The organism is Marinomonas algicola (assembly GCF_014805825.1).
Lineage (GTDB): Bacteria > Pseudomonadota > Gammaproteobacteria > Pseudomonadales > Marinomonadaceae > Marinomonas > Marinomonas algicola.
Window position 1 is genome coordinate 2,499,067 of sequence record NZ_CP061941.1, and the last position, 25,549, is coordinate 2,524,615.

Here is a 25,549-nt window from a genome sequence, read left to right on the forward strand (position 1 = left end):
CCAGACCTACAAAAGATTCTCATTTTGGTGTGATGTGGTGCTACATAAAAAGTCTGCGTTCATGCGCTCTAAGTGAGTTTGATGACTCTAAAGTACTTTGTCGGCCTGAAGGCCGGACCTACAGTAGATGCTCATTTTAGGTGTGATGTGATGCTACATGAAAAGACGCAGTTTTTTTGTGCTTGTGCGTTCCAATAAAGTTTGAATGACTTGAAAAGGCTTTGTCGGCCTGAAGGCTGGACCTACAGAAGATGCTCGTTTTAGGTGGGATTTGATGCTACATGAAAAGTCTGCATTCATACGGTCTAAGTGAGTTTGATGACTCTAAAGTACTTTGTCGGCCTGAAGGCCGGACCTACAGAAGATACTCGTTTTAGGTGTGATGTGGTGCTACATAAAAAGTCTGCATTCATACGGTCTAAGAGAGTTTAAATGACTAAAAGCACTTTGTCGGCCTGAAGGCCGGACCTACAGAAGATACTCGTTTTAGGTGTGATTTGATGCTACATGAAAAGCCTGCATTCATACGGTCTAAGAGAGTTTGGATGACTCAAAAACACTTTGTCGGCCTGAAGGCCAGACCTTGTTTTGGAAATCGCGTTCTACAGCGATCAGAAAAGAGGATGGTACGAAACCACTGTTGAAATTCTTTTGTTTTTATATGGGCTTTGATATATTCAAGTGACATCTAAAAACCTGAATCTCATTGCTATGAATGTCCCAGCCGTCCCAGCCTGTTTTTCACTAGGTTAAAGAGCGTGACATTTGTGCAACACCTCTAACATTAAGGAAGACAATGCCAGCCACTGTTAGCGAACTTGCCATTTATCCGATTAAATCCATCCAAGGAATCAAGCTGACTCAAGCTGTCGCCACTGATTCCGGCTTCTTTAATGATAGGCGCTATATGCTTGTAAAGCGTTCAGGTGAGTTTATTACAGGCCGCGAAAACCCGTCACTGACCTTAGTTCGATGCACCATTCACCCAGACGACACGCTTGAATTAAGCCATCCCGATAGTGACATTCCTCTTGTCATTAACCCTCATTCGTTTAGTGACAGTAGAATAACGGTAACCATTTGGGAAAACGAAGTGGAAGCACGACTGTGCGGGAGCGAGTGCGATCAGTGGTTTAGTTCTGTATTGGGTGAAGAGGTATTATTAACCTTCTTTGACCAAGATTCTAAACGAGTCACCAAGCGCAGGCCAGATAGGCCAGTTGCTTTTGCGGATGGGTACCCTTATTTAATTACCTCAACAGCCTCTTTAGACGCACTGAATGATCGCTGCTCTGAAGAAATGACAATGGATCGATTTCGCAGCAACATCGTTGTCGATCATTGCGATGCCTTTGCTGAAGACACATGGCAAACCATTCGAATCGGCGAAGCCATCTTTGAAGCAACAAAACCTTGCGCTCGCTGTATTTTTACTACATTAGACCCAATAACAGCACAAAGAAGCCGTAAAGGTGAACCCATCAAGACTTTGGCGAAATTCCGCATGACAGCGGAGAAAGAAGTCACCTTCGGGATGAACTTTGTCTGTATTCAAGAAGGGATCGTAAAACAAAATGACCCTATAGAAGTCATGTCATATAGAGAAGCGGAACACTACCAAGACAAAACATTGATTAAAAAATAATCTGAACTCAATCATCCTAGCTTGTCTAACGTCACTAGGATGATTTTTTTGGTACTACTCTTTGGTGCTACTATGTGATGTTACCCTTGGTGGTAAATCTATAGTCTAACGAAAGCCCGTTTTACCGTTTTCCCGCTAACAGGCGATAGCTGTCTAAGCGATCTTCTTGGCTGTAAGTCACCGTCACCAAAGACAGCTCATCCGTTTGAAATTCATTCGCTAATATTTCAAATTCAGACCAGCATTGGTCTACCGTGCCAATCGTGTAACTTTCTTCAATTTTATCAAAGATGGACTGATGCGAGCTGGACATTGCCTTATAACGATCACGGACTTCAGCTGGAGTGAGGAAATCTTCTCGCTGCCCCATTTGAGCGGCAAACTTACGGTATACGGCCGTACCAGCGCGGAGTTTGGCTTCTTTTTCAGTTTCTCCACAGATGCAAGCAATGGCAAGAATGCGCTGAATACCACCTTGATGCCCTGCTTCTTCCCAGCCTTTTCTGTGCTCTTCAAATATACGAGGGTGGCAGTTATCTGGCGCAATAAAACGCGCCAACGCTAAATGATACCCTAATTGCCCAGCCAATCTCGCGCTGCCACCGCTGGAGCCAAGCATCCACAGCTCTGGCACGTCTCGCACTTCGGGCATCACCTGTATGGGCTTATATGGGTGATTGCTTTCAAAAGAATGGTGAATGAAGTTTTCTAATAACTGCGCCTGTTCCGCATACAACTCACTATTAGAAGATGGGTTAGGAAAAGCCAATGCCGACGAGGTTAAACCTGAGCCGCCGGGTGCGCGCCCTACCCCTAAATCAATGCGACCAGGAAAAAGTGAGGCCAGCATCGAAAAGCACTCTGCCACTTTTAAAGGACTGTAGTGGGATAACATTACGCCACCACTGCCTACTTTTATGCGTTGGGTGATACTGGCTAAATGGGCCACTAAAATTTCAGGACAAGGATTCGCAAAATGCACGCTGTCATGATGCTCTGCTACCCAAAAACGATGATAGTTTAATTCGTCACACATTTTTGCTAACTCAACGGTCAACAAAGGCGCGTCCTTCTTTGCATGAGACCCATGTACAGGCGTCTGATCAACAACCGATAATTTTATGCCCATTATTCACTCTCTTTACCGAAAATATAATTAACATGTTAACTTATTTTGTCTAATCATTGAAGATCATACATTAAAATAAACAAGATTTACCAAGGGGGTATAGAAACAGAAAAGCCAGCTACAAGAGCTGGCTTTTGAGTGGTAATTGGCTCAGTTAACGGAGTCAATCCAACTTATGATTCTTGAGTTTTTAAGTAATCGTCATAAGAACCGTGGTAATCAACGATGCCTGTCGGTGTTAACTCAATAATACGGGTTGCCAGCGAAGACACGAACTCGCGGTCATGAGAGACAAACATCATGGTGCCTGGGTAGTTTTCTAGAGCCAAGTTTAATGACTCTATCGATTCCATATCCAAATGGTTTGTCGGTTCATCTAACAGCATGACATTGGCTTTTTGCAGCATCATTTGACCGAATAGCATACGGCCTTGCTCACCACCAGATAGGACTTTTACAGACTTTTTAATGTCCGTTTGGGAGAACAGCAAACGCCCTAGAACAGCACGAATGTTTTGCTCTTCTTCACCTTCCTTCGCCCACTGCCACATCCAGTCTACTAAATCCATGTCTTTTTCGAACATGTGAGCGTGGTCCTGAGCATAGTAAGACAATTCCGCATTTTCAGACCATTTTACCGTGCCTGAGGTTGGTTCTAAATCACCTACCAAGCATTTTAACAGGGTGGATTTACCGATACCGTTTGGCCCGATAATGGCAATTCGTTCACCGACTTCAACCATCAAGTTAAAGCCACTGAATAATTCCTCATCAAAGGTTTTTCCTAAGCCTTCAACTTGTAACGCCATACGATGAAGTTTCTTTTCTTGATCAAAACGAATAAATGGGTTTTGACGACTAGAAGGTTTCACTTCTTCTAGTTGGATTTTATCGATCTGTTTCGCACGCGATGTGGCCTGCTTAGATTTAGAGGCATTCGCAGAGAAGCGGCTGACAAAGGCTTTTAACTCATTGATTTGTGCTTTCTTTTTAGCATTATCCGCTAACAGACGCTCACGAGACTGAGTCGCCGCCGTCATGTATTCATCATAGTTACCTGGGAATAAGCGCAACGCGCCGTAATCCAAATCCGCCATGTGCGTACAAACACTGTTTAGGAAGTGACGGTCATGGGAAATAATGATCATAGTGCAGTTACGTTCATTCAGTACGCCTTCCAACCAACGGATAGTATTAATGTCCAAGTTGTTTGTTGGTTCGTCTAAAAGCAGAATTTCTGGATCCGAAAACAAGGCTTGAGCAAGCAGGACACGTAATTTCCAACCCGGTGCAATCTCTGTCATAGGACCATAATGCTGGTCTAATGGAATGCCCACGCCCAACAACAATTCACCCGCACGTGCTTCAGCCGTATAACCATCCATCTCCATGAATTCTGCTTCTAAATCACCCGCTCGCAAGCCATCCGCTTCGGTCATATCAGGGTTAGCATAAATGGCGTCTTTTTCTGATTTTACAGCCCATAATTCTTCATGGCCCATAATCACAGTATCAATCACAGAAAAAGCTTCATAAGCGAACTGATCCTGCTTCAGTTTACCCAAACGCTCATTCGTGTCTTTCGAAACGTTACCAGACGTTGGCTCTAAATCGCCCCCTAGAATTTTCATAAAGGTGGATTTACCACAGCCATTGGCTCCGATTAAACCGTAACGGTTACCTTCGCCAAATTTAACTGAAACGTTTTCAAATAACGGCTTTGGGCCGAATTGCATGGTGATATTTGCGGTAGTAAGCAAGGTGATCTTCCGAATTAATGTAATGAATTTGATCCGTAATGATAAACGTTAGTCAACGTTCAAAAATCATACACAGATAGAATGGCGCTATTATGCCATAATTTTCTGGCTGAATCAGAGAAAGGCGAAGAAAAAAACATCAAATAATGGATTCCGAGTGAATCCATTCAATCTCTAAAACTCCAGTCCTTTTTGAGCTTTAATACCACGCTTAAAGGCATGTTTAATTTCTTTGATCTCACTCACGGTATCCGCTAACTCAATGAGGGATTCTGCCGCGCCACGACCAGTAACAACAAGGTGTTGATGTTCTGGACGCGCTAAAATGGCTTGAATCACCTCATCCTCGTCTAAATAATTGTAATGCAACAAATACGTTAATTCATCCAATACAACCAGATCAAGGCTGTCATCTTTTAACATTGCATGGGCATGCTGCCATGCTTCTAAAGACGATTTGACATCTTGTTCCCTATTTTGAGTTTCCCAAGTAAAGCCAGAAGGCATGATTTCCCACTGTACATTGGGCTGAGCTTTAAAAAACTCAATCTCGCCCGTGTCCCAATCCCCTTTTAGAAATTGCACAACACCAACCTTCATACCATGCCCCAATGCGCGCGCCACCATGCCCAACGAAGAACTGGATTTGCCTTTACCATTGCCGGTTAACAGGACAAAGGTTCCCTTGTCTGTTTGCGCTTTAGCAATGCGCTTATCCACATGAAGCTTAATCTTTTTCATGCGTTCAGCGTGTTTTTCTGGGTCTTGAATTGTTTTCGCCATTTACGTTTCTTCCAATGTCTGTTTTAACGCATGCATAAACACATCGCACGCGACTTCAACTTCAATCACATCATTCTGCCAAGCAGAGGCACTGAACCAGCCAGAATACCCTACTTTGATGGACACCTCTGTTTCTAAATCCGACTTTTCTACTAATCGAATGCGCCAGTTTTCGCTGCAAAATTTAGGGTGAAAACGGTAAAAAGCAAAACTCAGTTGGCTTTTTTCTTCAATCTCGCCAATGAGCCCCTTTTTCTCCGTTATCCCACTAAAAACCGAGTACTTTGTCACCATGGGGGCACAGTAAAGCATCCCTTTTGGTAACCACACATCTCTAAGAACCGGGTTCCACTTCCAGTAAGAATGCATGTCTACCAAGGTCAGCCAAACGTCCTCGATGGGTTGATAAAAAACCATCGACTCTTGCGCAAAAAAAGGATTAGATTCTGTCATCTTCAGGGTCATAACCTAGATTAGGTGCTAACCAACGCTCAGCATCGTCTTTCGACATTCCTTTTCTGTTGGCGTACTCTTCTACTTGATCTGGGCCTATCTTTCCGACGCCAAAATACGTGCTTTCAGGTCTCGCAAAATACCAACCACTGACCGCGGCTGTCGGCCACATAGCGTAACTTTCCGTAATGCTAATGCCGGTGTTATTTTCTACGTCCAGCAATGACCACAGTTTTGCTTTTTCCGTATGGTCAGGGCACGCCGGGTAGCCGGGAGCAGGACGAATACCTTGATACTTTTCTTTGATCAGCTCTTGATTCGTTAACGATTCATCGGCCGCATACCCCCAAATTTCTTTACGGGCTTTCTCATGCAGGTATTCAGCACAGGCTTCTGCTAGACGGTCAGCAATGGCCTTAATCATAATGCTATTGTAGTCATCATGGTCTTTTTCATAAGCTTCAACTAAAGGATCAATACCAAAGCCTGTTGCACAAGCAAAAGCGCCAAAATAATCTGATGCGCCACTTTCTTTAGGGGCAATAAAGTCAGCCAAACTGTGATTGTATTTACCCGGTGCGGTCAACTCATTCTGAGTCCGTAAAAAAGATAAGGTTTCTAGTATTTCCTTGCGCTCTTCGTCAGCATAAATTTCCACATCATCGTGATTCACCTGATTTGCTGGAAAAACGCCAATGACGGCTTTTGCTTTTAACGATTTGGATACAATCACGTGTTCTAACATCGCTAAAGCATCTTCATAAACTCGTGTAGCTTCAACACCCACCACCTCATCTGTTAGAATTCGCGGATAAGCTCCTGCCAGTTCCCAAGTCTGGAAAAAGGGTGTCCAATCGATGTAATTTTTTAAATCCGCTAAATTAATGTCATTTTCATCAAAGACGGTAATGCCCAGTTTATTCGGTTTTGCAACGGGAATTGACCAATCAATCGGCGTCTTATTTTGACGCGCTTTAATAATAGAAACGCGTCGTCCCGCACTGGCTCTGTCTTTATAGCGTTTGCGGGTTTTCTCGTAATCCAGCTTAATTTCATCAACAAATTTTTGTCGACGCTCGTCTTTAGCCATTAATGCACTGGCCACACCGACACTGCGAGAAGCGTTGGTCACATGCACCACTTGATTACGCTTGTAATTTTGTTCAATTTTCACCGCCGTATGCGCTTTGGAGGTTGTTGCACCACCAATCATGACTGGAATATCGAAACCTTGACGCTCCATTTCTTTGGCCACATGCACCATTTCATCTAATGACGGTGTAATCAAGCCCGATAGCCCAATAATATCAGCGCCTACTTCACGGGCGGTTTTCAGGATTTTTTCAGAAGGCACCATCACACCTAGATCAATGACTTCAAAGTTATTGCATTGCAGCACAACACCTACAATGTTTTTTCCAATATCATGCACATCGCCTTTTACGGTCGCCATAATCACTTTGCCGTTGCTGGAAGAGGCGGTGTCTTTATTACGCAGCTTTTCTTCTTCAATAAAAGGCATCAAATAGGCCACGGCTTTTTTCATGACTCGGGCCGATTTGACAACTTGAGGCAGAAACATTTTACCTGAGCCGAATAAATCACCCACTATGCCCATGCCATCCATTAATGGGCCTTCTATTACCTCCAAAGGACGATCAAAAAGCAATCTGGCTTCTTCTGTGTCGTCATCAATAAATTCGGTAATGCCTTTCACCAGAGCATGACTCAACCGCTCGCCAACGCCTAAAGAGCGCCATTCTTGTGCGGCTTTTTCGACTTCTTGCGCGCCACTACCAACATACTCTCCGGCAATGTCTAACAAGTTATCGGTGGCATCTGGGGTACGATTTAACACGGCGTCTTCAACGGCATCACGTAATTTTTTAGGAATGTCTTCATAGAGCGCTAATTGGCCCGCATTCACAATGCCCATCGTCATGCCATTTTTAATCGCATGGTAAAGAAAAACCGCATGGATGGCTTCGCGCACATGATTATTGCCACGAAATGAAAATGAAACGTTCGACACACCGCCTGAAATTTTCGCGTAAGGTAGCTCTCGCTTTATATCGCCACAGGCTTCGATAAAATCAAGTGCATAACGGTTGTGCTCTTCAATACCTGTCGCAATGGCAAAAATATTAGGGTCAAAAATAATGTCTTCTGGTGGAAAGTCTACGGTGTCAGTAAGTACTTTATATGAGCGGCGGCAGATTTCAATCTTTCGCTCACGTGTGTCTGCTTGACCCACTTCGTCAAAAGCCATGACAATAACGGCCGCACCGTATTTTTTGATTTTATTTGCTTGCTCGATGAACTTTTCTTCACCTTCTTTTAGGCTAATGGAGTTAACAACGCCTTTGCCCTGAATCCATTTTAAACCGGTTTCTAAGATCTCCCACTTAGATGAGTCCAACATGATGGGCACGCGAGAAATATCAGGCTCTGACGCGATCAATTTTAGGAACCGTTCCATTGCGGCTTCTGAGTCCAACATGCCTTCATCCATGTTGATGTCAATGATCTGTGCGCCATTTTCTACTTGTTGTCTCGCCACATCGAGCGCCGTATCAAAATCGCCCTCCTTAATTAAACGTTTAAACATGGCCGAGCCCGTAACATTGGTTCTTTCACCAACGTTGACAAAAAGCGACGAGTCCTCGATGTTAAAAGGTTCTAAACCTGATAGTCTGCAAGCTTTTTCAATTTCTGGAACGATACGAGGCTGGCTTGAAGCAAACGCATCAGCAAAGGTTTTTATATGAGCGGGGGTCGTTCCGCAGCAACCACCAATAATATTAATAAAACCTTCATCTACCCAGCCTTGAATCTCTTCCAACATTTCTTCTGGCGTTTCATCGTATTCACCAAATGCATTCGGCAAGCCGGCATTCGGATGTGCCGAAACATACGTGTCTGCTATACGAGACAATTCACCTACGTATTGGCGCAAATCTTTCGGCCCTAAGGCACAGTTCAAACCGACACATATGGGTTTTGCGTGTGAAATTGAGTTCCAAAACGCTTCGGTTGTTTGACCTGACAGGGTTCTTCCTGATGCATCGGTAATGGTTCCGGAGATCATAATAGGGTAACGGACCCCTGTCCGTTCGAAATACTCAAGGACGGCATAGATCGCGGCTTTTGCATTTAAAGTGTCAAAAATGGTTTCAATTAAAATAATGTCGACACCCCCTTTGACTAAGCCATCCACCGACACTAGGTAAGCGTCTACAAGCTCATCAAAGGAAACATTGCGATAACCTGGATCATTCACGTCAGGTGAGATTGAACACGTTCGGCTCGTTGGGCCCACCGCGCCTGCAACAAAGCGCGGTTTATTGGGATTCTTTGCAATAAAGTCATCAGCCACTTCTCTTGCAAGGCGCGCCGATTCAAAATTCAGCTCAAAACTTAAATCTTCCATGCTGTAATCCAGCATAGAAATGGAATTAGCATTAAAGGTATTGGTCTCTACTATGTCGGCACCAGCAGCAAAATAGTCACTGTATATCGCACGAATTATTTGCGGTTGAGTAAGAGAAAGCAGATCGTTATTGCCTTTTAAGTCACTAGCCCAGTCCGCAAACCTTTCGCCACGATAATCGCTTTCTTCCAGTTTATAATCTTGAATCATCGTGCCCATTGCACCATCAAGAATTAAAACATTTTGCGCGAGTCTTTGCTCAATAATGGAATATGAATCCGACTTTACCACTAGGTATACCTCTATATATGTTAATGCACATCTACTATAACGAATTGCCGGAAGACAACGCTTGAAAAATAATAATGTGAACGTGAATTTTTTAAGGTTAACCAATCAATAGGCATAAAAAAACGCTCAATAAACCGCTATTTATTGAACGTTTTCCCCATGTATTTTAGGTACTCTAACCGTTTACCAAACTAATCCTTACCTTTCACTAAACGCCCAACAAAAAAACCACCAAGTAGCCCTGCAAAAATGGCAAAACTCCAGAAACCATACTTTTCCCAGAAATCGTCGTTCTCTAACGTAACCAACACTTGATCACGATAAACTTGTCGACTAAAACGCTGGTCATGGTATTGGATTTGTTGATGTATAAAAAGATCGACTCGAGCGGCTCGATGCGCATTTAGTCCACTTATTCTCCAGCGCCACGTTAACTTGCCATTTTCCACTACAGACTCAGCCTCTGTTGCACTGATAAGGTCGAACGCTGTGTCCACAACCAACTCTGCGACATAAGCTTGACCTGATACTACGTTTTCGACATCAGCTGTCACAATCACTTCAAAGGCACTGTTGAGTGGCATGGCCGTAGGACGTTGCCATTTAACATTTACTATGCTGCTTTTTAACTGGTTTTCCAACGAGTTAACCTCGGCTTCGAAAGGTATCAGCGCATTGATTTGCTTTTCTAATATTGATTTTTCTTTCGCTAACGCCTGCTCACGAGCCGAGAGAGTATTCAATTCTGCCGCAATCGAGTTTCGTTGATCCGTCAATTGCGTTAACTCTTTATCTAACTTAGCTTCTTTCACTTTACTTAAATCTAACTCCGCGCGAATGGCCGCTAAAGACAATTCAGTACGGCGATTCATGTCTGTTAGGCGTTCTAACTTTCTTTGTAAATCAGCCAGCCGAGCATTCTCAGAAAGTGAAGAGGAGCCTTCAACTGAAACCATACTTTCGCGGGATACGTATTCTTTCATTAAAGCTTGTTGTTCTTCTAATTGGTTTTCCAATACCTTTATTTGCGCTTGTAAACGCTTATTTGCTTTTTGTAAGTCGCTCTTTTCTAAATTATCACTGTCTAACTCTGAGGTAATATTGCGAGCAAACATAACATTACCAGACGACTTCTCAGCGGCCTCAATGGCATCCGCTTGTAAATTGGCAATGATTTTATCTTGTACAGAGATTCGATCCCATAACACTTGATGTTGAGCTTTTGAGTCAGCAATGGCGCCACCTAGATCAAGATTTTTCTGCTTAAGCTCTGCATAGGCATTGCTAAGACTGACGTTTTCTCTCTCTAATGAAGAGTATTGTTGCCTTAAGGTTTGATAGCGATCTTTTAGTAAATTATGCTTTTCGCTTAACGTTTTATGCTTTGTTTCTAGTTCGATAACGGTTTTTGCGTATTCGTCATTTAGGGCCTGTAAGTTACTAACATTTTCATAGCCGATTGCCAGATCTTTAGAGTCTAAACATGTATTTTGAGCATCCGGTTCAATCACGGCAACATCAGGCGAGGCGATTGATTCCATTGTTTCAACACAGGTTTCTGCGCTATCTGATGCGCTAACTGCATTCCTTTGTGTCGCATTCAGTTGCTCAGTTAAGAGCGCATTATCAGACTCTAACCGTGTTAATTTATTACGTAATTCATTGTCTTTTAATTTTAGGGCCAAATACCGCTCTTCAAGACTTCTACGAGCCGATTTTTCATTCTCAAGAGACCGTAATAACGTCGCATTAGTGCTTTTTGACTTGTTTTGAAGCTGTGAAATTTTTGCTTCATGCTGATTTAACTTAGCATTTAATTCCAGTATTTCCGCTTGATTCGACTCAATTTGTTTCCGTAAAAGAGTGATTTCCGAGATATTTTTTAGCAGGTCATTCTTTAGTTTCACATTTTCATCAGTCAGCTGACTTTGATCGGCATCGGCTTGCGTAGACAATGGCGCAGTTTCTTCAATTGTACTTTCTTGAATTTCTTCCCGAGTTGTTGAACACGAAGAAATAACAAAACTAAAGGCGATCGTACCTATCAGTATTTTCCACCTAACCATCTTTTGCTCCTCTAAAACAAGCCAAGACCACTTAACACGGTTTATCTTATGACAGATTATCCATCAGATTGCAAAAAATCGTCACTAAAAACGTCATTTAGAGAAAAAGCGTTAACAATAAATAGGTTAACGCTTCCCCTATCTCTAAATATTTATTATAGACTAAGCCAGACTTTTCGATACTACTTCAAAGACATCTTTAGACAACTCTTCCATTAAAATACGTTCGAGTTGCTGCTGCATTAGCACAGATAGAGCCGGTTTCATCTTTCTCCAACGAGTCAAAGGTGTACATAGTCGAGACGCCAACTGCGGATTTCTCTTATTTAGTACAATAATTTGATCGGCTAAAAATGCATACCCTGAACCAGACTCATCATGGAAAGTACTCACACTGTTGCCCAAGCCACCCAAAACGGCTCTCACTTTGTTTGGGTTTTTCAAATCAAAGGCATTATGAGACATTAATGCCTTAATTTGTTCCAAACCATGCTCAGTCTCTTGTGCGGCTCTTAACATCAACCATTTATTAACAACTAACGCTTCATGCGACCATTGATCATAAAATTGCTCTAACATGGAAGTAGAATCATCATGATCTGTATTTACCGCAATGGACAGCGCGGAGAATTGATCCGTCATATTATCGGCCGAATGATACTGCGATAACACCGCTTTCTTAGCCGCTATCGAACCAGACTCATTCCAGTAAGATAAGGCGACGTTTTTCAATTGTCGTTGAGAAATTTGCTCAGCATTTGGCAAATAGTCCAACGCAATATTATTTCGCTCATAGCAATCCGCAAATTCTTGCTCTAGGGCCTTAGCAATTAATTGCTTTAGATACGTTCGCGCCTGCTTAATGGCTTGCGGATCCACCTCATCGGATATTTCCGACAAGTAAGCCTGACTTGGTAAGTTCAAAATTAAAGAAACCATGGATTTATCTAACGACTCATCCGAAAGCAAGTGCTTAAACCCAACTAATAACTGTGATTCAATTGATAAAGGCTCATTACGCTTAGCCTGTGTAATGAGAGCATTGAGCTCCCTAACGGCTAACTCTTGAGCCGCACTCCAACGATTAAACCCATCTTCGTCTGAAGACATTAATACCGCCAATTGCTCGACAGTGTAATCGTAAGATAATTTAACCGGAGCCGAAAACCCTCTCAACAAAGAAGGAATAGGCGCCTCATCAACATTGAAAAACTCAAAAACTTGCTCACTCTTACTTAATGTTAAAACGTGGTTTGTTTTAGACTCGCCATCTAATTCCACTGTAAGGGCCTGTCCTTTAGTATCCAGTAAACCCACTCGAATCGGCATAAATAACGGCAGTTTTGTCGGTTGGTTCGACGTAGTTGGTGTCATTTGTGACACCGTCAGCTTGTAGGTTTTAGCGGACTTATCATAGTCACCGGTTACGGTTAACCTTGGTGTACCAGCTTGTGAATACCAACGTTTAAACTGAGATAAATCGATACCACTGGCGTCTTGCATCGCTTGCACAAAGTCATCACACGTTACCGCGTGACCATCGTGTCGATCAAAATAGAGATCAGACCCTTTACGGAAAAGCGCTTCACCAAGTAAGGTGTGAATCATGCGAACAATTTCAGCGCCTTTTTCATAAATAGTTAGAGTATAAAAATTCGAAATTTCAATAAATGACGCCGGTCTAACTGGATGAGACATAGGGCCCGCATCTTCAGCGAACTGAGCCGTTTTCAAGAACGACACATCCTCTATGCGCTTCACAACAGGTGAATTCATATCAGACGAAAACTGTTGGTCTCTAAATACAGTAAAGCCTTCTTTCAGGCTCAACTGAAACCAATCTCGACACGTCACTCGATTACCAGACCAGTTATGAAAATACTCATGAGCAACTACGGCTTCCACACGTTGATAGCCATCGTCTGTCGTTGTTTTAGGGCTGGCAAGTAAACAAGATGAATTGAACACATTTAACCCTTTATTTTCCATTGCGCCCATGTTGAAATCATCAACAGCCACAATCATGAAAATATCAAGGTCATACTCTCTACCGTATTTCTCTTCATCCCATTTCATTGAGCGCTTTAACGCATCCATTGAGTAATCGACTTTATCTATATTATGAGATTCCGTAAAAATCTTAAGCTCAACAGTGCGATTGCTTTGAGTAACAAAGGTATCTTCAAGTACCTCTAAATTGCCAGCGACTAAGGCAAATAAATAGGCTGGTTTTGGGAAAGGGTCATGCCAAACAGCCACCGTTTTACCGTCTTCATTAAGCTCTCTACTTATTTCATTGCCATTAGAAAGTAACACGGGGTATTTATCCGCATCGGCCATAATCGTCGTGGTAAATACGGACATCACATCAGGACGATCTAAATAATACGTGATGTGACGAAACCCCTCTGCCTCACATTGAGTACAAAACATAGAAGAGGAACGATACAAACCTTCAAGACGCGTATTATTTTGCGGTTCAATGAGGGTTTCACACGTTAAAATAAACTGATCAGCGGTTGCTGTAATGATAATTTGATGGTTTTGTATGCGGTACTCTTCCGGTGGCAATTGATAATCATCCATCGCCAGAGCAATCAACTTAACGTCTTCTCCACCATCTAAGATAAGCGGAGACGTCCTAAATTTTGACTCAGGATTACGTCTCATGTGTAAGCGTGATGTAACAATCGTGACGGACTCATCTAAATCAAAGGTAAGCTCCGTTTTGTCTATTAAAAACGCAGGAACTTGATAATCTTTCAAATAAATTGCCGATGGTTGGCCGTCTTTCATAGTTACGAGTCCTATACAATAAACTTTGCGTTATAACCAGTGTATTTGCGAATGTTGATCACACCTGTGTCCAACATCCAGTATTGTCCCTTGATGCCCAATAACGTCCCTTCAACTAAAGGTGTTTTTTCTGCGTTAATGCTAACAACTTTTGTTGGGTACTCGATCACAGGGTAAGTAAAAGTGTGCGTTTCATTTTGATCTGAAAGATCGATTATCGCTTGCAACCCAAATTCATTTTGTAGCGAATCTAACCCTTCATAAACCAATCCTATCAACCGTTCTTGTTCTTGCTCTAAATCCATTTCAGGTGCACGGCCTTTCAGCATGGTACGCCAGTTGGTTTTATCAGCGACAACCTCTTTAAAAAGTGTTTCGACTAAACCAGATAAGCGGCGGTTACTTACACTAAAAATGGCTCTTCCTTGGGTAGCGCCTTGGTCTATCCAGCGAGTGGGTAATTGATCACCTCGAGTAATGCCGACTTTTAATGAAGAAGAGTTGGACAAATAAACATAGTGACTTTGCATACAGTATTTTTCGGCCCACTGCGGCTCACGGCAGGTACCAAGATGATAGTGGCACTTTTCAGGGCTCATAATGCATGAGTCACAGGCGGCGAGTTTAGTAAAGCAGCGATAACAAAAACCTTGGCTAAACGATTTTTTTGTCGATTTACCGCAATGTATGCATTCAATAGCACCACTGAATTCAAGCGCTACTTTTTGTCCTATTAGCGCATTAAGAGGAACCAGCTCATCTCCTAGCTTTAAGCTGTACTCAACCTGACCCTTTATTACTTGGGCCGGCATCTTTCGTATTGATCCTTGTAGCATTAATGTTTTACCTGCGACACGTTATCGACCCATTTTACCGTTTCATGCTCTAGCTCTTCCACTTTACTGTCACAACCAGTGTGAGCATTTCTATCGATAAAACCAACACGTTGCTCTTCGGTTTTGTTCGCATAGTCATAGGCAATAATCGCCTGTAAACACAACTCAGTTTGCTCTGACGTCAAACGGACACCATTGGGCCATTTGCCTAATTCTACAGCTTGCTTTATGCGCCCATAAATCTCAGGGGTTAAGTTATCAATCATGTCGTTAAAATTCATTACATTATCTCTCAAGCTTTTATCATAATGATTAATAAGTACTTTTAGCGTATTTTTGCTATCAGACCATATACCAGTGCGCTGAGCAAACCACTTATTAATCCAACTAAATGGGCTGTATTTGCCATATTCCCAAGGCCCAAGGAGGACGGTAAATCGGTATAACCTATACCAAGCCAAATCATAAAAAATACCATTAGGCCTGGACTTATTAAAGAGGCCCACTTTGAGTTAAGGTAAGGCATTAGCCACGCAAAACCAATACAACCGTACACAAGTCCAGACAAACCGCCGAACAAGGGCGATTCAACTTCCCAATATTGAAAAAGGTTACTTGAAATCGCAATCACCAAAGCACCGAATAACCACAAAAATGAGCCAATTTTTATCTCAAGTTTTCGCCCGATCTCCCATATCCACAATAGATTGAATACTAGGTGCATCATACTAAAGTGAAGAAAAGCGGGCGTGAATAAACGCCAATAAGAATGCGTATCCAACATGGAGGTTAATGACTGAGTGTAAAGCATGTTATTTTCAACAACAATTGGTGTAATAGTAAACCAACCTAAAAAGGTATAATTACGACCAAGTTCCGTTATTAACGAAATAAAAAGGGTGATTAAAATGAGAGCGAGGGTGATTGGGTAAGATTTTATAGCAATAAATAGCTTAGAACGATTGAATGAATTTGTTCTAGAATACGATCTATTGCCATCACCACCCATGTCTTCAGGAGAACGCCCTTCATACACAGAGATTAAATGCTTTACATCATGAGCATGTTGCGCATCAACGACCCAAAGTTCATTTACACCTTGTTGGAATACAACTTGATGGCCTATTTTGTTCTGCCACAACATTTTGCTGAGTTTTTCAGGTGATTGACCTTCAAGAAATCGATACGCTAAAAACATGTTTTTAGTAACCTATTATTGACAGTTAAACTGATTGGTCAAAGACATTTTTATGACGAATACCCTGTTTGCCAACCTAGCTTATTTCTACACACATCATAAAAATCATGGCTTTTTGGATGAATTAAACGAATGGCACCCGCTTTACGATTAATATGAATTTCATCTCCAGGGGCCGCCGTTATATGTAACTGACCATCACAACTAACACTTGGGTAAGTTAAATTTGATTCGCAAACTACAATTCTAATACGTGCATTAGAATCAATAACAATGGGTCTATTACTCAATGTATGAGGGTGCATAGGAACCAAAACCAACGCATCCAGTTTGGGTAGCATAATAGGGCCACCAGCGGACAGAGCATACGCCGTTGAGCCTGTTGGCGTCGCGACAATAAGCCCATCTGATTTTTGATTCATGACAAACTGATCATCAATAAAGAGATCGAAGCGAATCATTCGGGCCGATTTGCCTGGATGTAAAACCAAATCATTTAAGGCGACACCATCCCCACTTGGGCGATTCTGACGTTTAATTTTGGCCTCGATCATAAAACGTTTTTCTTCGAAGAACTCCCCCTTAAAAATGGGGTCTAACTCTTCGGCTAACGCATGTGGAGAGATATCGGTCAAAAAACCCAACGTACCTCGGTTAATGCCCAGAACAGGGATATCGTAATTACATATTGCTCTTGCGGCCCCTAAAAAGCTGCCGTCACCACCCACAACCATGGCTAAATCACATTGGTTGCCTAATTGTCTTAATGGGGCCGTATCCACTTTTATGCCAGGCAACATGGAGGACAGATCTTCTTCAAGAACCGCTTCTTTACCGATATGCTGCAGATATTCTAATAATTTTTTAACGGTATCTAATACTTGGGGCTTATCTAATCTCGCGATCACCCCGACACGTTTAAAATGTCCCATCTGCGCCACTCTTTTCAAATCAATTAACATCAATAGATAACACTCTCCCAAAAAAGAGTGCCATAAAAGAAGACTTTAACATGTTACGAATGTATACCGCTATGCAGTGACCTGAATTCGCAACATTTTATATGTGAAAAGACCTTTTCTGTCAGTCGTCAACCAAGTTAAAATAATGCATAAACAAACGAATAAGCCAACGTTGTAGAAACGAGATCACCATGATAGGTCTATTTTTCTAAGAGTGCGTTAACACGTGCCGTCATCGTATTAGAGTCACATCAAGATAAACGCGTCATACTAGAGTATGGGTGGGTAACCTCTCAAACCTTGTAAGCCACCGGTATGTATTAATAATGTATTGTCCTGTGGCCATCTTCCCTCTCGCATTTCTGTGACAACACCAAATAAGACCTTTGCCGTATATACAGGATCAAATTGGATTTGAGGATTTAATTCAGAAAACTGTACGATAACGTCTTTTAGTCGCCTAGGCAGTTTGGCATAACCACCACAATGATAATCCGCAAGAATAGACAGTCTTTTCTCATCGATAGTTTGATTAAGGCATTTCGCATCATGCATAATACTTTCTAGCAGACCTTCTCCCCCTTTAATGGCCGGAATAACATGCAATCTATCAATGTGTGCATTAGCTAAAAAACCGGCACTTGTGGTACCGGTTCCAGCACTAATCACCCAATGCGGGAAGTCATGACCGCCTTTTTCATAAATGGATTGAGACCACTCAAAACACCCTTGTACGCCCAATGCGTTAGAACCGCCCTCAGGTATCCAATAACACTCACCCAAATAATGCTCTATTTCAGATTTCACTTTTGAGAACATACCTTTGCGGTAATCGCTTCTCAAACTTGGCCAGAGTAATCCCCCTTGATTCACCACATCTTTAAGCGTTGGCGTTAGTTGTAATTGTAATTCACCTCTAACAACAGCAACCGCTTGCATATTATAGTCTGCGCATATATTAGCGAGCGCGTGCAAGTGGTTCGAAAAGGGACCGCCAAAACTGGCAATATGGCTAGCACCAGCTAATTTTGCCGCTTGAATATTATGTTTTAATTTATGCCACTTATTACCAGGCGCTCCTTGATGCTCTAAATCACCACGATAAATCGTCAACTGATAACCGCGCTCTACCAGCTGAATAGGAAGGTTAATCTGTTGAAATAATGACACTTAATAACTCTACTCTATTCGTTAAAAACGCTAACATATCATAAAGTGCACCCCCCATCTGTATATAAGTTCAGGGAAGATACAGAACCAACATATCCATACAAAAAAGATCCCTTTTAATAACGTCTTTTTGATAAAATATCGGCGCTAATTCATGCGGAGAGAGAAAATGATTCCAACAATAACTGAAGTCTCGCCAGTTCAGACTCAATATCTCAAGTTTATTGAACGTCTGAAGGCTTCAGGGTTCTCAGGCGACACCAATTCTGATTATGCCAATCGCATTGTCTTATCCACTGATAACTCAATTTATCAGGTTCTGCCTCAAGGCATACTTTACCCAAGGTCAGTAGAAGACATTCAAATTTTAGTCAAACTTGCTAACCAAAAAGAGTTTCAACATATTGTCTTAAGTCCAAGAGGCGGCGGCACCGGAACAAATGGCCAGTCTCTTACAGATGGGCTAGTCGTCGATTTATCTAGACACATGAATAACATTTTAGAGATCAACGTTGAAGAAGGTTGGGCAAGGGTTCAGACGGGCGTTGTCAAAGATCAGTTAAATAAAGCGCTTAAAGAGAAAGGGTTGTTTTTTGCACCCGAACTCTCCACCAGCAATAGAGCCACCATCGGTGGCATGATCAATACCGACGCCAGTGGCCAAGGTTCGGTCATGTATGGAAAAACACGCGACCATGTTTTAGCATTAAAAACCATTTTGCTTGATGGTACAATTTGGGATTCTGCTCCCGTTACTCAAGAGGCGTTGCAAACGCATATTCAAAGAACAGATTACGCCGGTATCATACATAAAACAGTCGATCTTGCTTACTCAGAAAACAGACAAGCCATCGAAGACACTTTCCCAACGCTTAATCGTTGCTTAACCGGTTACGATTTAGCGCACATAAGAAACCGTGATGGTTTATTCGATTTAAATTCCGTTCTTTGTGGCTCGGAAGGCACGCTTGGCTTTATCGTTGAAGCTAAAGTTAATCTTTTGGCAATCCCAAAATACGCCACGTTAGTCAACATACGCTACAACAGTTTTGAGGCGTCCTTGCGCCACGCAACAGAATTACTTGAAGCCAAACCGACTTCAATAGAAACCGTTGATTCAACAGTATTAGACTTGGCCAAGAACGATATTATTTGGGACAGTGTTGCTAATTTTTTCCCTCAAATTGAAGGCGAAGATGTTCAAGGAATCAATCTCGTTGAGTACACGGATAATGATGAAGCCACCCTCAATCAACGCGTAAAAGCCTTAACCGACACGCTCGATCTTATTGATAAGAGCACATCTAATACGCTTGGCTACACTACCGCTACAGGCCATGGTGACGTCAATAAAATTTGGCGTATGCGTAAAAAGTCAGTGGGCTTATTAGGCAATGCCTCTGGCGAAAAAAGACCTATTCCATTTGTAGAAGACACCGCCGTTCCACCAGAAAACCTAGCCGACTTTATAATGGAATTTAGAGCCGTATTAGACAGTTACAACGTTCAATATGGTATGTTTGGTCATGTCGATGCAGGGGTATTACATGTGCGTCCAGCCATTGATCTAAAAGATGAAGCCCAAGAACCGCTGATTAGAGAAATAACCGATAAAGTCGTCGCCTTAACACAGAAGTACAATGGCTTACTTTGGGGGGAGCACGGTAAAGGTGTGCGCTCAGAATATTCACCTGCATTTTTTGGAGACCTTTACCCTATTATTCAGAAAATTAAAGCCGCATTTGATCCATACAATCAACTTAACCCCGGTAAAATTGCCACACCCTATGAACTAGGCGTGGCGCTCTTAAAAATTGACAGTGTTCCGATACGCGGCCAATTTGATCGTCAGATTTCGACCTCTAACCGTGATCAGTTTAAAGAAAGCCTGTATTGCAACGGTAACGGCGCTTGCCATAATTTTGATCCGAATGACGCCATGTGCCCATCTTGGAAAGGCACCAGAGATAGGCGCCACACCCCAAAAGGAAGAGCGTCTTTAATCCGAGAGTGGGTTCGCGCCATGAGTGAGCAAGGTGTCAATACGGAAGATGCCTCAAAACAAGTTAGGAAAAGCCACTTTATCACCTCATTTCTCCCTAAACTTCGTAACACCATTAACAAAAAGCGGGGGGGATACGATTTTTCACATGAAGTTCATGAATCAATGATGGGCTGCTTGGCGTGTAAGTCGTGTGTGGGCCAATGCCCAATTAAAGTCGATGTACCTGAATTTCGCTCTAAATTTCTAGAGCTTTATTATGGCCGCTATTTACGTCCAACCAAAGACTATCTCATTGGCTCTCTTGAATTTGTGATGCCAAAGCTATCGTTACTAGCGACACCTTACAATTGGATCGTGGAAGCTCAATGGTTTAACCACTTAACCAGCAAGTACATGGGACTGACTGACACCCCAAGTCTGAGTAAAATAAATCTTAAAAAAGAAATGTCACGCCGTGGTATTCGACTGGCAACCCCAATGTCATTAGAAGCGCTCAACCCTAGAGATAGGAAGCGAGCGGTCATTGTGGTCCAAGATGCATTCACGAGTTTTTTTGAGACCGAACTGGTACTGGATACCATGGAGATGCTCAATCGACTAGGCTTCCAAGCGTTCCTTGCGCCCTATCGTCCAAATGGCAAACCATTGCATGTTCATGGTTTTTTAAAAGCCTTTAATCGTACCGCTAGCAAGAACCTGGATATGTTGCAAAACTTATCCTTTTACGGTTTGCCATTCATCGGTATCGAGCCCTCTATGACATTAGCCTATCGTTCAGAATACAGGAAAGCATTTGGTGATTCTCGTTCCATGCCTAACATTCAATTGCTGCAAGAATGGCTCGGCCAACAACAAGAGCACTTAGAAAAGCAACAATTGTCCCTTGGCAAAGACACTTATCACTTGTTGACTCACTGCACGGAAAAAACGAACGCCGCCGCGTCAATCAATAACTGGGTGACTGTCTTTGAAAAACTCGATTTATCTCTGATCGTTGAGACCGTCGGTTGTTGCGGCATGGCAGGAACCTATGGCCATGAATCCCAAAACAAAGCAACATCAAAGGAAATTTACAACCTTTCTTGGAAACAGAAAGTTCAAGACAATGAATTAAAATCAAAACTCGTCGCTACAGGTTATTCTTGCCGTAGCCAAGTCAAGCGGATGGACAGCATTCATATACCACATCCCGCTCAAGCGTTACTAAAACACATACGCATCGCACAAGCGGAATCCTAAACACAACGAATCGACCTTAAGCTGAAAGCCGTGTCGATTCTTTTATACAATGGCCTGAAAGGCAAAAAAGAGAACCCATGACAACATCCAATATCCTTTATAGCTGTGACGATGAGTATGGCCACATAACCGTCTTAGACGACGGTCAGTCTAGAATCCTTTCCTTTGCTAAAGGGGATGAGCAGAGTAAACAGAAAATCTCAACGCCTTTTGTTTTACAACATGAATACACGCAAGCCATGATGCTGGTTTTGCTCTTTAAGCAACCAAAACGGGCCACTATTCTGGGCTTGGGCGGTGGCTGCCTTCTCTCTACTTTACATAATCATATTGCCGGGATAAATTTAACTGCAGTAGAGTTAAGACCCAATGTCATTGATATTGCGGAGCGCTTTTTTCGTTTACCCAAAGGAAAGAAAGTTCAAATAATTGAACAATGCGCCAATCAATACCTAGATAGAAGCGACCAAAAGAAGGTCGATATTCTGTTTACCGATATTTATAATACCAAAGGAATGGATGAATCTGTCTTACAACAGCGCTTTATAGAGCAATGCAATAACAACATAAAGGATGATGGATGGTTGGTGCTTAACTGCTGGTCGGAACACACAAACCACCCAGAACTTATAGAATCATTAAGAGAGTACTTCTTGGACATAAGGGCATTGGATACAGGGTGTGGAAACTGGGTTGTTTTAGCCAGCAAATCCTTTCAAGAGCCGTCCGAGAAGCAACTAAAAAGCCAGGCCCAAAAACTGTCTACCGAGCTTGGCTTTAATTTAACAAAATGGCTAAGTAGATTAAACGAAGTCTAACTTGCAAGGCTAGGCCACTGAAGTACATTTGTGGCCTAGTAAAAAAATAAGACTAATTGATCGCCTTATCCACCAAGGCTTTCGCATCATTTTCAAGATCATTCAGGTGATCTAATGAGACAAAACTTTCAAGATAGATTTTATAGACGTTCTCAGTGCCCGATGGCCTTGCAGCAAACCAACCATTTTGCGTTTCTACCTTTAGACCACCAATAGGCGCCCCATTACCCGGTGCTTCCGTCAGTATGCGTGTAATCACATCACCAGCCAATACATTACTGGAAACGGAACTGGCACTCAAATTAGACAACAAAGCTTTATTCTCTGGTGTCGTTGGAACATCAATACGTTTGTAGTATGGCTTTCCATATTTTTCAACTTGCTCATCATAGAGCTGTTGAGGGTCTTTCCCTGTTACCGCCAAAATTTCTGCCGCCAATAACGCTAAAATAAAACCATCTTTATCCGTCGTCCACACAGAACCATCTTTCCTTAAAAAAGAAGCGCCTGCACTTTCCTCACCACCAAACCCCATAGTGCCATCGTAAAGCCCTTGCACATACCACTTGAAACCGACTGGAACTTCACACAAATTACGCCCAAGTCCAGCCACAACTCGATCGATAATGGCACTTGACACCAGCGTTTTACCAAACTGTATATTTTTACTCCATTGCGGACGATGGCCCGCTAAATACTCAATGGCAACCGCTAAGTAAGCATTTGGGTTCATTAAGCCAGATGTCGAACACACAATACCATGGCGATCAAAATCAGGATCATTACTGACCGAAATATCAAATTGATCTTTTAATTTCAATAAATTCATCATCGCGTATTCTGACGAGCAATCCATGCGAATACGGCCATCTTTATCTAGCGGCATAAAACCAAAAGTGGCGTCCACTTGTGTATTCACCACGGTGAGATCTAACCCATATTTCTCCGCTATTGGCTGCCAGTAATGAATTCCTGACCCTCCCATTGGGTCAACACCCATTTTGATACCCGCTTTAGCAATTGACTCCATATCAATGACGCTGCCCAACTGGTCAACATAATGGCTTATGTAATCGAATGGTTCCAATAAGTCAGATTCATTAGCCAGCTCAAGACGTTGCGTTTTTACTTCTTTAAGCAACCCCTTTAAAAGTGCATTAGCACGATTTGCGATCCAACCCGTCGCGTCGGTATCTGCAGGCCCACCCTTTGGAGGGTTGTATTTAATCCCACCATCTTCAGGTGGATTATGGGAAGGTGTAATGACAATGCCGTCAGCGGTATCTTGATGCGTTGCATTGTGAGTTAAAATCGCATTTGAGATAACCGGTGTTGGTGTGTAGCCATTATCAGATGGAATCCGTAATCGCACACCGTTTGCAGTAAACACTTGAATGGCCGTTTGGTACGCTGGTTCAGATAATCCATGGGTGTCTTTACCCAGATAAAGCGGTCCATCTACGCCAATGGTTTTTCTGTATTCCGCAATAGCTTGGCAAATAGCTAAAATATGGTGTTCATTAAAACTAACGTGCAACGCACTTCCACGATGACCAGATGTGCCAAAACTGACTTTTTGATTAGGATGACGCTCTATATCAGGTGTCCGTGTATAATAAGCCGTAATCAGTTCTGGTAGGTTAACGAGTCTATCGTGAGTGCATGGTTTACCTGCTTGGGGGTGAAGCGCCATAAAATGATCCCTTAAACGGTTAATACAACACGCTTAATACTCCACCATATTGATTGCACATTCAATCGCTAAAACATAAGCCTTATTAATTTATTGATATTTAGCGCTTATATCTTGATTTTCACTCAGCACGTTTCTGAATCACTAAACTACCAATGGAATAACCGGCACCAAATGAGCAAATCACACCAATATCGCCTGGCACTAAATCTTTATGATGCTCAGAAAAGGCGATAATGGAACCGGCTGAAGCGGTATTGGCAAAGCGGTCTAGTACTATTGGTGCCTCATCAAATGTTGCCTCTCTCCCAAGAAGTCTCTTACTAATAAGCAAATTCATATTAATATTCGCTTGATGCAACCACCAGCGTCGCAATTGATTTAGGTTGATATCTAACGATTTTAAATGCGATTCAATGTGATCTGCCGCCATAGGGCAGACATCTTTGAACACTTTACGTCCATTCTGATGAAAAAGCTTATCATCAGCGTAAGGGTCTTCATCAGTAACACGAGTCGTATAGCCAAAATTTGAGCGTATATTGTTCGAATAGGACGTAACACACTGGCTGCCGAGAATGGTGTAACTGTGATCGGACTGACAGGAATCAGAAGACTCAACCACTACGGCCGTTGCCACATCACCAAAAATAAAATGCGAATCTCTATCCTTATAATTAACTTGAGGCGACGTAAGTTCAGGGTTAATGACCAGCACAGCTCGACAACGGCCAGATGCAACAGCATCATGTGCTCGCTGCAAAGCAAAAGTGGCCGATGAACAAGCAACCAGCATATCAAACGCTTGCCCAACAACCCCTAAAGCCGCCTGCACTTCTATCGCAATGGCGGGGTAAGATCGTTGAGTATAAGCGCAAGCGACAATAATCATATCAATGTCTGAAGCTACCTTTTTTGCTTCTAACAAAGCCTTATTTGCCGCTGCAACCGCCATCTCAGCTTGATGTGATAGCTCATCATCCTGCCTAATCGACAACCTAGGGCGCATTCGGTCTATGTCTAAAGCGCCATCCTTGCAATAAATATAACGACTTTTAATACCTGACGCCTTAGCAATAAATTCCGCACTGGAAAAGGGCTTAGCCAACAGCTCACCACTTTCAATTCTTGCTTGATGTTCCTTATTGTAGACTTCAGCCCAAGCATTATAACTCTCAACCAGCTCTTCGTTTGTTATTTTATTGGGTGGGGTCCACAACCCAACACCACTGATTACAACTGACTTATTCTGCATCATCTTTCTCTTCTTGTAAT

The 25,549-nt window shown here is 42.5% G+C and carries 17 protein-coding genes; 3 read left to right on the plus strand and 14 right to left on the minus strand.

The features are described 5' to 3' along the window. Window positions 1-796: 796 nt before the first annotated feature. The gene (locus tag IEZ33_RS11545) at window positions 797-1,645 is read left to right on the plus strand and encodes an MOSC domain-containing protein (RefSeq protein ID WP_191600207.1); all 849 of its coding nucleotides are present in this window, start codon (window positions 797-799) and stop codon (window positions 1,643-1,645) included. A 121-nt stretch (window positions 1,646-1,766) separates the two neighbouring features. On the opposite strand, the gene IEZ33_RS11550 is transcribed toward IEZ33_RS11545, so the two are convergent. The 12 genes from IEZ33_RS11550 to IEZ33_RS11605 form a co-directional block, all read right to left on the minus strand. Beyond that, window positions 1,767-2,774 (minus strand): MsnO8 family LLM class oxidoreductase, encoded by a 1,008-nt coding sequence (locus IEZ33_RS11550; RefSeq protein WP_191600208.1) that lies wholly within the window; start codon window positions 2,772-2,774, stop codon window positions 1,767-1,769. 173 nt (window positions 2,775-2,947) lie between these two features. Then, window positions 2,948-4,534 carry an ABC-F family ATPase gene (locus IEZ33_RS11555; protein ID WP_191600209.1) on the minus strand — a complete coding sequence of 529 codons (1,587 nt, stop codon included), beginning with the start codon at window positions 4,532-4,534 and terminating at the stop codon, window positions 2,948-2,950. 174 nt (window positions 4,535-4,708) lie between these two features. Then, entirely contained in the window at window positions 4,709-5,317 is a 609-nt protein-coding gene (gene cobO / locus IEZ33_RS11560) for a cob(I)yrinic acid a,c-diamide adenosyltransferase (protein WP_191600210.1), read from the minus strand. Next, complete coding sequence (locus IEZ33_RS11565) at window positions 5,318-5,770, minus strand: hypothetical protein (RefSeq protein WP_191600211.1); 453 nt, start codon at window positions 5,768-5,770, stop codon at window positions 5,318-5,320. It lies immediately after the preceding gene. Continuing rightward, the gene (gene metH / locus IEZ33_RS11570) at window positions 5,757-9,491 is read right to left on the minus strand and encodes a methionine synthase (RefSeq protein ID WP_191600212.1); all 3,735 of its coding nucleotides are present in this window, start codon (window positions 9,489-9,491) and stop codon (window positions 5,757-5,759) included. The genes IEZ33_RS11565 and metH overlap by 14 nt, the downstream gene beginning before the upstream one ends. Window positions 9,492-9,682: 191 nt before the next feature. Continuing rightward, on the minus strand, window positions 9,683-11,557 hold the full coding sequence (locus IEZ33_RS11575) for a coiled-coil domain-containing protein (protein WP_191600213.1): 1,875 nt from the start codon (window positions 11,555-11,557) through the stop codon (window positions 9,683-9,685). Window positions 11,558-11,719: 162 nt separating this feature from the next. Next, window positions 11,720-14,353, minus strand: coding sequence for an aminopeptidase N (gene pepN / locus IEZ33_RS11580; protein ID WP_191600214.1), 2,634 nt, complete (start codon window positions 14,351-14,353; stop codon window positions 11,720-11,722). Between the two features lie 11 nt (window positions 14,354-14,364). Continuing rightward, window positions 14,365-15,189, minus strand: coding sequence for a DUF2797 domain-containing protein (locus IEZ33_RS11585; RefSeq protein WP_191600215.1), 825 nt, complete (start codon window positions 15,187-15,189; stop codon window positions 14,365-14,367). Beyond that, entirely contained in the window at window positions 15,189-15,470 is a 282-nt protein-coding gene (locus IEZ33_RS11590) for a YeaC family protein (RefSeq protein WP_191600216.1), read from the minus strand. The genes IEZ33_RS11585 and IEZ33_RS11590 overlap by 1 nt, the downstream gene beginning before the upstream one ends. Before the next feature lie 44 nt (window positions 15,471-15,514). Beyond that, entirely contained in the window at window positions 15,515-16,387 is an 873-nt protein-coding gene (locus tag IEZ33_RS11595) for a rhomboid family intramembrane serine protease (protein WP_191600217.1), read from the minus strand. A gap of 50 nt (window positions 16,388-16,437) precedes the next feature. Beyond that, complete coding sequence (locus IEZ33_RS11600; RefSeq protein ID WP_191603619.1) at window positions 16,438-17,319, minus strand: NAD(+) kinase; 882 nt, start codon at window positions 17,317-17,319, stop codon at window positions 16,438-16,440. Window positions 17,320-17,619: 300 nt separating this feature from the next. Beyond that, the gene (locus IEZ33_RS11605) at window positions 17,620-18,519 is read right to left on the minus strand and encodes a 1-aminocyclopropane-1-carboxylate deaminase/D-cysteine desulfhydrase (protein WP_191600218.1); all 900 of its coding nucleotides are present in this window, start codon (window positions 18,517-18,519) and stop codon (window positions 17,620-17,622) included. Window positions 18,520-18,688: 169 nt separating this feature from the next. On the opposite strand from IEZ33_RS11605, the gene ydiJ reads away from it, so the two are divergent. Both ydiJ and IEZ33_RS11615 read left to right on the plus strand, forming a co-directional pair. After that, on the plus strand, window positions 18,689-21,763 hold the full coding sequence (gene ydiJ, locus IEZ33_RS11610; protein WP_191600219.1) for a D-2-hydroxyglutarate dehydrogenase YdiJ: 3,075 nt from the start codon (window positions 18,689-18,691) through the stop codon (window positions 21,761-21,763). A gap of 77 nt (window positions 21,764-21,840) precedes the next feature. Then, window positions 21,841-22,581: a spermine/spermidine synthase domain-containing protein gene (locus IEZ33_RS11615; RefSeq protein ID WP_191600220.1), complete on the plus strand. Its 741-nt coding sequence runs from the start codon at window positions 21,841-21,843 to the stop codon at window positions 22,579-22,581. A gap of 52 nt (window positions 22,582-22,633) precedes the next feature. Here IEZ33_RS11615 and pgm read toward each other — a convergent pair whose 3' ends face one another. Beyond that, the gene (gene pgm, locus IEZ33_RS11620) at window positions 22,634-24,274 is read right to left on the minus strand and encodes a phosphoglucomutase (alpha-D-glucose-1,6-bisphosphate-dependent) (RefSeq protein WP_191600221.1); all 1,641 of its coding nucleotides are present in this window, start codon (window positions 24,272-24,274) and stop codon (window positions 22,634-22,636) included. A 121-nt stretch (window positions 24,275-24,395) separates the two neighbouring features. After that, window positions 24,396-25,529: a beta-ketoacyl-ACP synthase III gene (locus IEZ33_RS11625; RefSeq protein ID WP_191603620.1), complete on the minus strand. Its 1,134-nt coding sequence runs from the start codon at window positions 25,527-25,529 to the stop codon at window positions 24,396-24,398. Between the last annotated feature and the right edge of the window lie 20 nt (window positions 25,530-25,549).

Excerpts from the sequence above, each read along its gene's own strand:
- IEZ33_RS11545 (WP_191600207.1), top strand. The coding sequence starts at position 797 with ATGCCAGCCACTGTTAGCGAACTTGCCATTTATCCGATTAAATCCATC.
- IEZ33_RS11550 (WP_191600208.1), bottom strand. The coding sequence starts at position 2,774 with ATGGGCATAAAATTATCGGTTGTTGATCAGACGCCTGTACATGGGTCT.
- cobO (WP_191600210.1), bottom strand. The coding sequence starts at position 5,317 with ATGGCGAAAACAATTCAAGACCCAGAAAAACACGCTGAACGCATGAAA.
- IEZ33_RS11565 (WP_191600211.1), bottom strand. The coding sequence starts at position 5,770 with ATGACAGAATCTAATCCTTTTTTTGCGCAAGAGTCGATGGTTTTTTAT.
- IEZ33_RS11575 (WP_191600213.1), bottom strand. The coding sequence starts at position 11,557 with ATGGTTAGGTGGAAAATACTGATAGGTACGATCGCCTTTAGTTTTGTT.
- pepN (WP_191600214.1), bottom strand. The coding sequence starts at position 14,353 with ATGAAAGACGGCCAACCATCGGCAATTTATTTGAAAGATTATCAAGTT.
- IEZ33_RS11585 (WP_191600215.1), bottom strand. The coding sequence starts at position 15,189 with ATGCTACAAGGATCAATACGAAAGATGCCGGCCCAAGTAATAAAGGGT.
- IEZ33_RS11590 (WP_191600216.1), bottom strand. The coding sequence starts at position 15,470 with ATGAATTTTAACGACATGATTGATAACTTAACCCCTGAGATTTATGGG.
- IEZ33_RS11595 (WP_191600217.1), bottom strand. The coding sequence starts at position 16,387 with ATGTTTTTAGCGTATCGATTTCTTGAAGGTCAATCACCTGAAAAACTC.
- IEZ33_RS11600 (WP_191603619.1), bottom strand. The coding sequence starts at position 17,319 with ATGGGACATTTTAAACGTGTCGGGGTGATCGCGAGATTAGATAAGCCC.
- ydiJ (WP_191600219.1), top strand. The coding sequence starts at position 18,689 with ATGATTCCAACAATAACTGAAGTCTCGCCAGTTCAGACTCAATATCTC.
- IEZ33_RS11615 (WP_191600220.1), top strand. The coding sequence starts at position 21,841 with ATGACAACATCCAATATCCTTTATAGCTGTGACGATGAGTATGGCCAC.
- pgm (WP_191600221.1), bottom strand. The coding sequence starts at position 24,274 with ATGGCGCTTCACCCCCAAGCAGGTAAACCATGCACTCACGATAGACTC.
- IEZ33_RS11625 (WP_191603620.1), bottom strand. The coding sequence starts at position 25,529 with ATGCAGAATAAGTCAGTTGTAATCAGTGGTGTTGGGTTGTGGACCCCA.